The following is a 12420-nucleotide window of genomic DNA, read 5'->3' as shown; positions in this document are numbered from 1 at the left end:
GCGGCGGGCCGACGAAGCGAACCTGAGGTTCACTCCCCCGTCGTCGCGCTCTCCTGGGCTGCCGGGTAGAAGATGGCCTGTCCTCCGTAGAAGATGATCCCGCCGTAGCCGTTGGACGACACCGGCGCCGCGCCAGCCGACTCGGCGACGTCCTTGCCGGTGGCCGCGTCAAGCACCACCGAGCGCGCACCCGAGGTGAAGCCGTAGACGTACGGACCCCGCACCGAGCTGACCCAGACGCCGTAGCGTCCGGACGTCGGCAGCTGCCACAAGTCACGCCCAGTGGCCAGGTCGTGACCGACCGCCCGCTCGCCGGGGAGTGAGCAGACGACCACCGAGTCCTCGGCCGGGTGGCACGTCCAGTCGACGAACCTGGTGGGCTCGCGTGCCTCCACCGTCCCGTCTTCCATGGACACCCTCTGGAGCGTGGGCGAGGTCGCCCCGGCCGACTCGGTCGCGACTGTGAGGACGCCGTCGTGCACGCCCACGCCGCTGACCGCGGTCAGGTCCCTCGGCCCCGTCCAGAACCGCTTGCCGGTCTCGGTGTCAAGTGCAATCAGCGAGCCACTGTCGGAGCTCGTCTCCGTGCTGGCCACGACGACCCCGTCCTCCACCGCCACGAAGGTGCCCGGGCGGCGTGTCCACAGCTCGTCCCCGGTGGACATGTCCACGGCTGTGAGGGTGACGCGACTGTCCTCCTCGCTGCTGCTCGACTCCACGAGGACGACGTCGTCCTCGATCGCGACGATCTTCATGACAGGGTCGCCCGAGGTCTGGACGTCCTGCCGCTTCTCCCAGGTCGCCTCGCCGAGCACCGCGCCCGTGGACGGCGACACCCGGCTCAGCGTCATCGAGAGCCGCCCCGCACTCGTGCCCGTGCCCTCGAGCACGCGGAGATCGAGGACGTAGAGCTGCTCGTCGCGCTGCTCGACGTCGACGAAGAAGCCGGCCGGGGTCATCTGCCAAGCCGTGTCGAGGTCGGGAAGCGTCCGCGCGCTGATCCGGTCCAGCGTCATCGTCACCGCGCGGGCACCGACGACGATGCCGTCGTATACCGGCTTCTCGGGGAGCACGGTCAGGTCGTCCGCGTCGAAGGAGGTCGGAAAGGACGACGGGTCGACCGCCTCGTCGTCGTCCCGCTCCGGCGACTGCTCCGCGCCGGCCGACTCGGTCGACTCGGTCGGCCCTGGCGACGGCGACGTCTCGTCGCTCGGAGACGAGACCAGCGCGCAACCACCGGCGACCAGGCACACGAGCACGACGACCAGGTACTTCGCGGCACGCATCCTCGGCCTGCCCTTCTCTTCAGTCCTGCGGCCGCTGTCCGCGACCTACCGGAAGGTAGCATCGACGCCGACTTCGACCACATGCGCCGTTCGGCACACCTAGTATCTCCGGGTGATGACGGCCGCGCAGACCCGCACACGCCGCTCGTTCGACAGCGGCACCGTCGCGGTGGCCACGAGCGTGATGAACGTCGCGACCTACGGGTTCACCATCCTGGCCGCACGGATCATCGGTCCGAGCGAGTATGGCGCGTTCGTGGCTTGCCTCAACCTGCTGATCGTTGTCCAGGTCGTCGCGCTCGGCCTGCAGGCCACCGCGGCGCGACGCATCGCCGTCGACCGTGGCAACGTGGCGGCGATCGAGCGTGCCATCCTGTCGCTGACCACACGAGTGTCCCTGACGGTGGGTGTCATCCTGCTCGTTCTCGTCCCGGCGATCGACGCACTGCTCAACCTCGACAGCCTGCTTGCCGCGGCAGTCGTTGCCGCCGCGTCGGTGCCGTTGACCATGGCAGGCGGGCAAGCGGGCATCCTGCAGGGCGAGCGGCGCTGGGGAAGTCTCGCCCTCTTCTACCTCGCCGGGGGCCTTCCACGGCTCGTCGTCGGAACGGCACTCGTCCTGTGGCAACCCAGCGCGACCAGCGCGATCCTGGGCGTCGGCATCGGGTACGTGTTCCCGCTCCTGGTTGGCTGGTGGGCGCTGCGGCACCGACGGCAGCCCGACGCGGCTGCTTCGGGGCACTCGGTCCGGGCGCTGCTTGTCGAGACCGTGCACAACGCGCAGGTCCTCTTCGCCTACTTCGCGCTGTCGAGCGTCGACATCATCCTCGCGCGCCACGTGCTGGACGACCACGACGCTGGCCTGTATGCCGCGGGACTGATCGTGTCGAAAGTGATGCTGTTCCTCCCCCAGTTCGTCATCGTCATCGCCTTCCCCGACATGGCCACCCCGGAGCATCGCCAGAGGGCGCTGGTCCGCAGCCTCGCGGCGATCACCGGAGTCGGTGCGATCGCCGTCGTGGCGGCGAAGCTGCTCGCCCCGGTGGCCCTGGTCTTCGTCGGCGGCTCCGCCTTCGTCGAGGTCCAGGACCTGCTGTGGGTGTTCGCGGCGCTCGGCACCGTCCTGGCCATGCTCCAGCTGCAGGTCTACGCGGTCCTGGCCCGGCAGGGTCGCCGCCCGGTGGTGCTCGTCTGGGGTGCACTGGTTGCGCTCGTGGTGCTGGGGCTGCGAACGGACTCGGTGGCGGGCCTGGTGACCACGGTCGTCGTCGTCGACGCGGTGCTGCTGGTGGTGCTCACGCTAGCCAGCCTGCGGATCGCCCGGAGGGTGCCGGCCCCGCCCGTCGCCGCCGCGCCGCCTGCCTGACGACCACCGGCCCCGGTCCGGGACGTCCCGACTCAGTGGGCGGCGTCGTGCCAGCTGCGCCCGGTGCCGATGGAGACGTCGAGGGGCACGGCGAGGTCGGCGGCGCCACCCATCTCCGCGCGGACGAGCGCGGCGAGCGCGTCGCCCTCCCCCGGGGCCACCTCGAAGACGAGCTCGTCGTGGACCTGGAGCAGCATCCGGGAGCGCAGGCCTTGCTCCGCCAACGCGCGCTCGACGCCGAGCATGGCGACCTTGACCAGGTCGGCTGCCGAGCCCTGGATCGGCGCGTTGAGCGCCATCCGCTCGGCCATCTCACGGCGCTGGCGGTTGTCGCTGGTGAGGTCGGGCAGGTAGCGGCGGCGGCCCAGGATGGTCTCGGTGAAGCCCGACCGGCGTGCTTCGTCGACGATGCCACCGAGGTAGTCGCGCACACCCCCGAAGGTCTCGAAGTACTCGTCCATCAGGCCGCGCGCCTCGGAGGTGTCGATGCGCAGCTGCTGCGAGAGGCCGAAGGCGGACAGGCCGTAGGCGAGGCCGTAGTTCATCGCTTTGATCTTGGCGCGCTGCTCGACGCTGACGTCCTCGGCCGCGACACCGAAGACGCGCGCGGCGGTGATGGAGTGGAAGTCCTGCCCGGAGCGGAACGTCTCGATGAGGAGCGCGTCCTCCGACAGGTGGGCCATGATCCGCATCTCGACCTGGCTGTAGTCGGCCGTCATCAGCGACTCCCCGTCGGGTCCGACGACGAAACCCTCGCGGATGCGGCGACCGGCCTCGGTGCGGATGGGGATGTTCTGCAGGTTGGGGTCGGTGCTCGACAGCCGGCCCGTCGCGGCGATGATCTGGTTGTAGGTCGTGTGGATGCGGCCGTCGGAGGCGACGGTCTTGAGCAGACCCTCGACGGTCTGGCGCAGGCGGATCACGTCGCGGTGGCGCAGCAGGTGCTGCAGGAAGGGGTGCTCGGTCTTCTCGAAGAGCTGCTGCAGGGCGTCGGCGTCGGTGGTGTAGCCGGTCTTGGTGCGCTTGGTCTTGGGCATGTCGAGCTCGTCGAAGAGGACCACCTGCAGCTGCTTGGGCGAGCCGAGGTTGATCTCCTTGCCGATGACGTCGTAGGCATCGGTCGCCGCGGCACGCACCTGGTCGCTGAACTCCGACTCCAGGGCCTCGAGGTAGTCGATGTCGACCGCGATGCCCACCTGCTCCATGCGCGCGAGGGTGGCGATGAGCGGGAGCTCGACCTCGCGCAGGAGGCGGGTGCCGCCGTGCTCCTCGACCGCGTCGTCGAGCGCGTCGGCGAGGTCGAGGACCGCCCGGGCGGTCAGCATCGCGGTGTCGCTGGCCGTCGTGTCGTCCATTGCGTCGAAGCTGAGCTGGTCGGCGTCGACGGTGTCCTGGCGCAGCTCGCGCTTGAGGTAGCGCAGCGTCAGGTCGGCGAGGTCGTAGGAGCGCTGGTCGGGCTGGACGAGGTAGGCGGCGAGCGCGGTGTCGACCTGGAGCCCGGCCAGCTCCCATCCACGCGCCGCCAGGGCGAGGCTCGGCCCCTTGGCGTCGTGGACCGCCTTGGGCCGCTCGGGGTCGGCCAGCCACGCCGCGACCGCGGCGTCGTCGTCGGTGCCGATGTCGGCCACGTCGATCCAGGCCGCCTGCCCCTCCCGGGTCGCCACGGCGAGCGAGAGCACCTCGCCCGTGCCGGCGCGCCAGCTGCCCTGCACCGACACGCCCACCCGGGTGCCGGCGGGCGCGTGCTCGGCGAGCCATGACGCGGCCTCGCCCGCGCCCAGGCGGCGCCCGTCGAGCTCGAAGCCGGACTCGGCCTCGGCCACGTCGCCCGGGTCGGGGTCGATCGTGTCGAGCAGCCGGGTGCGCAGCTCCCCGCGGAACTCCAGCTCGTCGAGGAGCTCGAGCCCGGCCGTGCGGTCCCACTGCTGCCGGGCCAGCCCGTCGGGACGCACCGGCAGGGTCAGGTCGCGCACGAGGGCGTTGAGCCGGCGGTTGCGGATGACGTCGCCGAGGTGGGCGCGCAGCGCCTCGCCCTTCTTGCCGGTGATCTCGTCGGCACGGGCGATGACGTTGTCGAGGCCGTCGAACTGGTTGATCCACTTCGCCGCGTAGCCCTGGCCGACGCCCGGCACGCCCGGCAGGTTGTCGGAGGTCTCCCCGACGATCGCGGCGAGCTCGGGATAGCGGTGGGGCGGGACGCCGTACTTCTCCTGCACCGCAGCGGGCGTCAGCCGCGCCAGCTCGCTCACCCCGCGCATCGTGTAGAGCACGGTGGAGTCGTCGGTGACGAGCTGGATGGAGTCGCGGTCGCCGGTCATGATCAGGACCTGCATCCCCTCCGCCAGCGCCTGGGTCGCGAGCGTCGCGATGATGTCGTCGGCCTCGTAGCCCTCCATCGAGAGGTGCTGGATGTGGAGCGCGTCGAGCACCCTCCGGATCAGCGGCAGCTGGCTGCCGAACTCGTCGGGGGTCTTGTTGCGCTTGGCCTTGTAGTCGCTGTACTCCTCGAGCCGGAAGGTCTGGCGCGACTTGTCGAACGCCACCGCCACGTGGGTCGGCTGCTCGTCACGCAGCACGTTGACGAGCATCGAGGTGAAGCCGTAGACCGCGTTGGTGTGCTGCCCGGAGGCGGTCGCGAAGTTCTCCACGGGCAACGCGAAGAACGCCCGGTAGGCCAGGGAGTGGCCGTCCAGCAGCAGGAGGCGGGGGCGGGTCGTCTCGCTCGTCTCAGGCACCCGCCGACTCTATCCGTCGCGACCGACAGCAGAATGGCCGCCATGACGACTCCACAGACACTGGCCGGGCTGAGCGTCGAGGAGCTGATCGACTTCATGCCCGACGGCAACGGGCGCCTCAACGACAAGATGGGCGTCCAGCTGGTCGAGGTGGCCGCAGAGCGCGTCGTGGCGACCATGCCGGTGGAGGGCAACACGCAGCCCTTCGGCCTCCTGCACGGCGGCGCGTCGGTCGTGCTTGCCGAGACCCTCGGCTCGATCGGGTCGGCGATCCACGCCTACCCCGCCAAGATCGCCGTCGGGGTGGACATCAACGCCACCCACCACCGCGCGGCGACCTCGGGCACCGTCACCGGCGTCGCGACCGCCATCCACCTCGGCCGGTCCTCGACGTCGTACGACATCGTCATCACCGACGAGCTGGGCCGGCGCGTGTGCACCTCGCGCATCACCTGCGCGCTGCTCGACGCGCCGACTGCCTGAGCGACGAGCGTCGTCCTCGGGCTCAGCCCGGGACGCGCTCGCGGCGGATCCGCCGGGCGGCCAGGACCCGGTCGATCCGCTGACGGCTCGTCGCCGCCTGCGTCACCTGGCGCGCCTGTGGCAGCCGGGCGCGTACGGCGCTCGTGGTGGCCGCGCGCAGCGTCGCCTGCGGGGTGAACGACAGGCGGGCCATGAAGCGGTTGGCGTCGCGCGCCTCGGCGGCCGCGGCCGTCTGGACGTGGCTGATGCCGTGCTGCTCGGCGAAGCGGCAGGCCGCCTCCATGAGCGCGCTGCCGACCCCCTTGCGGCGGAACTGCGTGAACACGTGCGGCGAGACGGCCAGGACGGCCGGCTCGAGGTTGAGGGGGGTGAACGTCGTCGCCTCGAGGTAGACCGCACCGGCGACCTCGCCGTCGACCTCGGCCACGACGACGCACTGGTCCTCGCGTGAGTCGGCGGTGGCCACGATCCCCGCCACGTCGGCGAGCTGCTCGTCGAGCGCGCCACGGCGCAGGATGTCGCTCCACAGCTCACGCAGGGAGGGGACGTCCGTGGCCTCTGCCACGCGTACGGTCACCGGCGTCCGACTCATCGACCCACCACTTCCTCGAGCACCCACGGTGGCCCCCAGCCGCCCTCTCGCGGCACCACACGGGGACAGACCTTAGCCCCGTTGCCGGGATCAGGCTACGCCGAGGTAGGCCTCGCGCACCGACGGATCGTCGAGGAGCTCCGAACCGGTGCCCGTCTTGACGATCCGACCGGTCTCCAGCACGTAGGCCCGGTCGCTGCGGGTGAGCGCCTGCTTGGCGTTCTGCTCCACGACCAGGATCGTGGTGCCCTGCTGCGAGATCTCGGTGATGATGTCGAAGATCTGCTGGATCAGCATGGGCGCGAGCCCCATCGACGGCTCGTCCAGCATGAGCAGCTTGGGTCGCGACATGAGGGAGCGCCCGATCGCGAGCATCTGCTGCTCGCCGCCCGACATCGTGCCGGCGACCTGCTTCTTGCGCTCGAGGAGTCGCGGGAAGAGGCCGAAGACGCGGTCGTAGTCCTCGTCGAGGGCGTCCTTGTCCTTGCGCGCGTACGCACCCATGTTGAGGTTCTCGGTGACCGTCATGCCGGGGAAGATCCCCCGGCCCTCGGGGCACAGCACGAGGCCCTTGCGCAGGCGCTGGTCGGCGCGCAGCTTGGTGACGTCCTCGCCGTCGAAGATGACGGAGCCCGCGGAGAGCCCGCGCACGCCGGAGAGCGCACGCATCGTCGACGTCTTGCCGGCGCCGTTGGCGCCGATGAGCGAGACCACCTCACCCTGGGCCACCTCCACGCTGATGCCGTGGAGCGCCTCGATCTTGCCGTAGCTGAGCACGGCGTCCTTCATCTCAAGCAGCATCGTCGGGCTCTCCCAGGTAGGCGGCGATGACCTTCGGGTTGCGGGCGACCTCGTCAGGCGTGCCCTCGGCGATCTTCTGGCCGAACTCGAGGACGATGATCCGGTCCGTGACGCCGAGCACGAGCTTCATGTCGTGCTCGATGACCAGGACCGTGTGCCCGAGGTCGCGGATGCGGCGGATGAGGTCCATGAGGTCCTCCTTCTCCGCGGGGTTGAAGCCGGCAGCCGGCTCGTCGAGGCACAGCAGCTCGGGCTCCGTGGCCAGAGCGCGGGCGATCTCGAGGCGCCTCTGGTAGCCGTAGGGCAGGTTGCGTGACAGCTCGTGGGCGCGGTCGGCGATGCCCACGAACTTGAGCAGCTCCATGGCCCGGATGCGACCACCGCGCTCCTCCAGGGTGTGCCGGCTCATGCCGAACACCTTGGCGAAGGCGCGCTTGAGCCCGTTGTCCGGGAGCTGGTCCTCCGTCGGGCGGACACGATAGGCACGGAACAGCACGCCCAGCACGCTGGTCTTGTGGCGCGCGTCGCACCCGACCAGGACGTTCTCCAGTGCCGACATCTCCGGGAAGAGCCGGATGTTCTGGAAGGTCCGGGCGATGCCGAGGTGGTTGATCTTGTGCGGCTTGTTGCCGCTGATCACCCTGCCGTTGAAGCGCACCTCGCCGGAGGTCGGCGTGTAGACCCCGGTCATGACGTTGAAGCACGTGGTCTTGCCGGCGCCGTTGGGCCCGATCAGGCCGAGGATCTCGCCTCGCTTGATCGAGAAGTCGACGTCGTTGAGCGCGACCACACCGCCGAAGCGCAGCGTGACGTGGTCGATCTCGAGCAGCGTCTCCCCCTCGGGGCCGACGTGGATGCTGAGCGCCTCGTGGTCGGAGGTGTCCGGAGCGACCGTGGTCGCGCCGTCCGCCGTCGTCTCGTCGTGCATGGTGTCCTCAGGCATCGGCGGCAGCCTCCTCGGCCTCGAGCTTGCGGTCCTCGAATTCTCGTGCCCTGCGTCTGCTCGGCACCAGTCCCTGCGGGCGCAGGATCATGACGAGCACGAGCGCCACGCCGAACGCGAACGGGCGCCACTCCTGGAACTCGCGGAACCGCTCGGGGAGGTAGGTGAGCAGGAACGCTCCGAGCAGCACGCCGTAGATGTTGCCCGAGCCTCCGATGACCACCATCGCCACGAAGAGGAACGACAGGTTGACCATGAACGCGTTGGGCTCGACGTACTGCTGCTTGCTGCCGAACAGCAGGCCTGCGAGGCCACCGACGGAGGCGCCGATGGCGAATGCCCACAGCTTGAACTTGAAGGCGGCCACGCCCATGATCGCGGCGGCGTCCTCGTCCTCGCGGATGGCGAGCCAGGCCCGGCCGACCCGGCTGTGCTCGAGCCGGAACGCCAGCCAGATGATGACGATCAGGATGGTCAGCGCGAGCCAGTACCACCGCTCGGCGTCGACCGTGTTGAAGAACGAACGGCCGTCGATCTCCGGACCGGGCGGCGTCGGGACGTTGGTGATGCCCGTCGCGCCGTTGGTCACGTTGTCCAGGTTGCGGGCGGTGATGCGGATGATCTCGCCGAAGCCCAGGGTGACGATGGCCAGGTAGTCGCCACGCAGGCGCAGGGTGGGGGCGCCCAGGATCACGCCGGCGATAAGGGACATCGCAATCGCGATCGGGATGCACATCGCGAACGGGACGGCCCATGTCTCGGAGAGGCCGAACCTGCTCTGCAGGGCCTCCACCACCGGCGAGGACGGCGAGCCGAACAGGGCGATCGAGTAGGCACCCAGGGCGTAGAAGCCGACGTAACCGAGGTCGAGCAGTCCGGCGAAGCCGATCACGACGTTGAGCCCGACGGCCACGATCATGTAGACGACGACGAGGAACAGCACGCTGGCCCAGTCGGAGCCCCTCGAGGTGAGGTCGGTGCGGATGTAGGCGAACGGCAGGATGTTGAGGAACGGCAGGTAGAACGCGAACGCGATCACCAGGAGCATGCCGATCTTGCGCGCCCAGCCGGGGGCGCGGGCGATGCGGTCGCGGATGCCGAGGCCGCGGACGGTGTCAAGGATCTGGCTCATGCGCGTGCCTTTCCGAGCGACTCGCCCAGCAGACCGGTCGGGCGGAACATCAGGACCACGACGAGGACGACGAACGCCGTCACGTTGGCCCATTCGGAGCTCCAGATCGTCGAGGCGTAGACCTCGGCGATGCCGAGCAGCAGACCACCCACGAGAGCGCCCCGCAGGTTGCCGATGCCGCCGAGGACGGCGGCGGTGAAGGCCTTCAGGCCGATGATGAATCCGATGTCGAACTTCGTGATGTCGTACTGGATCGTGTAGAGCAACGCGGCCACACCTGCCATTGCACCACCGAGGACGAAGACCAGCATGATGACGCGGTTCTGGTTGACGCCCATGAGCGAGGCGGTGTCGGGGTCCTGCGCGACGGCGCGGACGCCGCGACCGAGTCGACTCTTGTTCACGAACGTGTCCAGCGCCAGCATCATCAAGACAGCGCCCACGATGATGATGACCCGGGTGTTGGTGATGACCAGGTCGATCCCCGGGATGGTGAACAGCTCCTTCGTCGCCAGGACGGAGGGGATGTTGACCGTCACGCGGCCGAACGGGTCACCGAAGAAGACCTCGAACACCTGGCCGAAGGTCTCGACGAGGACCATCGAGCACCCGATGCCGGTGATGAGGAAGATGAGGGGTGGAGCGCCCTTCTTGCGCAGCGGCCGGTAGGCGATGCGCTCGACCGCGAGCGCGGTGCCGGCGGAGGCCAGCATGGCGCCCACCAGCGCCAGCAGCGTGGCCAGGATGACCATGCCGACGCCCATCCCGGCGGTGGCTCCGATGACGGTGTAGACACCCAGGACTGCCCAGGTGCCCACCATGAACACCTCGGAGTGGGCGAAGTTGATCAGCTTCATCACGCCGTACACCATGGTGTAGCCGAGCGCGACGAGCGCGTAGATGGATCCGCGGGTGATCCCGTCCAGTGTGTGACGGTCCAACCCGCTGATCAAGGCATCGAAGTCCAACTCAGGGCCCTCCCTGGTCGTGGCCCGGTCCGGGCCATGGATCGGGGGCGGTCAGGCACAAGACCCGACCGCCCCCGTCGTACATGGTCAATCCGTGAGGATCAGGGCGTGACCTCGACCTCGGGAACGAGGGTGCCGCCCTCGTTCTTGTAGGCCCAGTAGGAGACGTTCTCCTGCGGGACGTCGCCGTTCTCGTCGAAGGCGATCTCCTTGCTGAGGCCCTCGCCGGTGTAGTCGTCGATGAACGCCTCGACCTCCTCGCGGGTACGAGCACCGTCGTCGAGAGCGGCCAGGAACGTGCTCATCGCGTCGAAGCCCTCAGCCGCGTAGGCGCCGGGGGCACTGCCGAACTCCTCCTCGTAGTCGGCAGCGAACGTGCTGTCCTCCTCGATGGGGGCGCAGGGGCACATCACGACGGCACCCTCGCCCGCCTCGCCGACCGCGTTGCCGAAGTCGGCACCGTAGAGGCCGTCACCACCGACGAACGGAGCCTCGATGCCGGCGTCGCGGATCTGCTTGAGCAGCGGCGCGGCCTCGGCGATGTAGCCACCGTAGAAGATCGCGTCGGGCTCTGCGGACTCCATCTTGGAGATGGTGGGCGCGAAGTCAGTCTGGCCGACCTCGGTCTTGTCGCGCTGGACCATCGCGTCACCGAGGGTCTCCTCGACGCGGTCGGCCAGCGGCTCGCCGTAGGCCTCCGAGTTGTCGACGACGAACACCTTGCTCGCGCCGACCTCGTCGGTGAGGTAGTTGGCGATCGCGGCACCCTGGTAGTCGTCGTAGGGGACGAGGCGGTGGAAGACCTCCACCGGGTCCTCCTGGGTGAGGTCGGTCGCGGTGGCCGACTGGCTGACCATGGTCACGCCGGCGTCGTTGTAGATGCTCTTCGTCGCACGGGTCTCACCGGAGAACGCGCCGCCGATGACACCGATGAAGGTGTCGTCGCCCGCGATCTGGGTGGCGACCGGAGTCGCCTTGGCCGGGTCGCCCTCGGTGTCGAACTTCTCGAGCGTGATCTCGCACTCGTCGTTCTCCCACTGCTTGAGCGCGAGCTCGGCGCCGTCGACGGACGGGAGGACGATGCTGGCGTTGGCACCCGAGAGGGCTCCCATCACGCCGATCTTGAAGTTGCAGTCCTCGCCGGACGCGTCGCCGCCACCATCGGTGTCGGTCGTTCCGCATGCGCTGAGCACCAGACCGGCGACGGACGCCACTGCGGCGACCTGCCACGTCTTGGATGAGCGGATCATGGACCCTCCGTAGTTCTCTGGGCTGTCCACCTCGGCAGCCTCGTGGCGGGAACCTAACACTCGGGATGTGGCCCAGGACACGATTGCACCGCCCGAGTCTTCCGCCGTTGCCGTTTCGTGACCAACCGGTCTGTACCGGAAACGTCCGCGAAACACGGCAGCCACCCAAGCCTTGACGAGACCTTGACGAGGCGGGGGTCAGGTCGGTGGGTCAGGCGGGGGCTGATCCCCCGGAACCGTCGCCGAGCCCGGCCACGCCGTGCTCCACGACGCCGTCGGCGACCTGCTTCATCGACAGCCGCAGGTCCATCGCGGTCTTCTGGATCCAGCGGAACGCGTCGGGCTCGCTGAGCCCGAGCTTCTCCTGCAGGACGCTCTTGGCGCGGTCGACCGACTTGCGGGTCGCGAGCGACTCCTGGAGGTCGGACACCTCGCGTTCGAGGACCGCGATCTCGGCGTAGCGGCTCACCGCCATCTCGATGGCCGGCACGAGGTCACCGCGCTGGAACGGCTTGACCAGGTACGCCATCGCGCCGGCGTCGCGCGCCCGAGACACCAGGTCGCGCTGGGAGAACGCGGTGAGGATGACCACGGGCGCGATCCGCTCCCCCGCGATCGTCTCGGCCGCCGCGATGCCGTCGAGCACCGGCATCTTGACGTCGAGGATCACCAGGTCGGGCCGCAGCTCGCGCGCGAGCTCGATCGCCCGCTGTCCGTCGCCGGCCTGGCCCACGACGTCGTACCCCTCCTCGGCCAGCATCTCGGCGAGGTCCATGCGGATGAGCGCCTCGTCCTCGGCGATCACGACACGGCGTACGCCGTCTGCGGGGGCGCTGCTGTCCACGGGCTGGGTCACGGTCGCAA

Annotated in this window: 11 protein-coding genes; 2 read left to right on the top strand and 9 right to left on the bottom strand. The window is 69.4% G+C overall.

The features are described from left to right. Window positions 1-29: 29 nt before the first annotated feature. Complete coding sequence (locus HOO61_RS17605) at window positions 30-1286, bottom strand: PQQ-binding-like beta-propeller repeat protein (protein ID WP_172260803.1); 1257 nt, start codon at window positions 1284-1286, stop codon at window positions 30-32. A gap of 115 nt (window positions 1287-1401) precedes the next feature. Here HOO61_RS17605 and HOO61_RS17600 point away from each other — a divergent pair, with 115 nt between their 5' ends. Further along, window positions 1402-2652 carry a lipopolysaccharide biosynthesis protein gene (locus tag HOO61_RS17600; protein WP_172261064.1) on the top strand — a complete coding sequence of 417 codons (1251 nt, stop codon included), beginning with the start codon at window positions 1402-1404 and terminating at the stop codon, window positions 2650-2652. Between the two features lie 32 nt (window positions 2653-2684). On the opposite strand, the gene polA is transcribed toward HOO61_RS17600, so the two are convergent. After that, on the bottom strand, window positions 2685-5387 hold the full coding sequence (gene polA / locus HOO61_RS17595) for a DNA polymerase I (RefSeq protein WP_172260801.1): 2703 nt from the start codon (window positions 5385-5387) through the stop codon (window positions 2685-2687). A 42-nt stretch (window positions 5388-5429) separates the two neighbouring features. Here polA and HOO61_RS17590 point away from each other — a divergent pair, with 42 nt between their 5' ends. Beyond that, window positions 5430-5870, top strand: a complete 441-nt coding sequence (locus HOO61_RS17590) for a hotdog fold thioesterase (RefSeq protein ID WP_216659048.1) — start codon at window positions 5430-5432, stop codon at window positions 5868-5870. 22 nt (window positions 5871-5892) lie between these two features. Here the strand turns inward: HOO61_RS17590 and HOO61_RS17585 are convergent, their stop codons facing one another. The 7 genes from HOO61_RS17585 to HOO61_RS17555 all read right to left on the bottom strand — a co-directional run bounded on the left by HOO61_RS17585 (window position 5893) and on the right by HOO61_RS17555 (window position 12412). Then, complete coding sequence (locus tag HOO61_RS17585; RefSeq protein WP_172260796.1) at window positions 5893-6462, bottom strand: GNAT family N-acetyltransferase; 570 nt, start codon at window positions 6460-6462, stop codon at window positions 5893-5895. 90 nt (window positions 6463-6552) lie between these two features. After that, a complete protein-coding gene (locus tag HOO61_RS17580; protein ID WP_367650244.1) occupies window positions 6553-7260 on the bottom strand; it encodes an ABC transporter ATP-binding protein in 708 nt (235 codons plus the stop codon). After that, window positions 7253-8206 carry an ABC transporter ATP-binding protein gene (locus tag HOO61_RS17575; RefSeq protein WP_253942530.1) on the bottom strand — a complete coding sequence of 318 codons (954 nt, stop codon included), beginning with the start codon at window positions 8204-8206 and terminating at the stop codon, window positions 7253-7255. The genes HOO61_RS17580 and HOO61_RS17575 overlap by 8 nt, the downstream gene beginning before the upstream one ends. Next, window positions 8199-9338, bottom strand: coding sequence for a branched-chain amino acid ABC transporter permease (locus HOO61_RS17570; protein ID WP_172260792.1), 1140 nt, complete (start codon window positions 9336-9338; stop codon window positions 8199-8201). The genes HOO61_RS17575 and HOO61_RS17570 overlap by 8 nt, the downstream gene beginning before the upstream one ends. Then, entirely contained in the window at window positions 9335-10279 is a 945-nt protein-coding gene (locus tag HOO61_RS17565) for a branched-chain amino acid ABC transporter permease (RefSeq protein ID WP_253942529.1), read from the bottom strand. Before HOO61_RS17565 ends, HOO61_RS17570 begins: the two co-directional genes overlap by 4 nt. A 128-nt stretch (window positions 10280-10407) precedes the next feature. After that, entirely contained in the window at window positions 10408-11556 is a 1149-nt protein-coding gene (locus HOO61_RS17560; protein WP_172260788.1) for a branched-chain amino acid ABC transporter substrate-binding protein, read from the bottom strand. Window positions 11557-11767: 211 nt separating this feature from the next. Beyond that, the gene (locus HOO61_RS17555; protein WP_367650227.1) at window positions 11768-12412 is read right to left on the bottom strand and encodes an ANTAR domain-containing response regulator; all 645 of its coding nucleotides are present in this window, start codon (window positions 12410-12412) and stop codon (window positions 11768-11770) included. Between the last annotated feature and the right edge of the window lie 8 nt (window positions 12413-12420).

Source organism: Nocardioides sp. zg-1230 (genome assembly GCF_013155335.1).
GTDB lineage: Bacteria > Actinomycetota > Actinomycetes > Propionibacteriales > Nocardioidaceae > Nocardioides.
The sequence above is the reverse complement of the archived record's forward strand: the minus strand, read 5'-3'. Positions and strand labels throughout refer to the sequence as shown.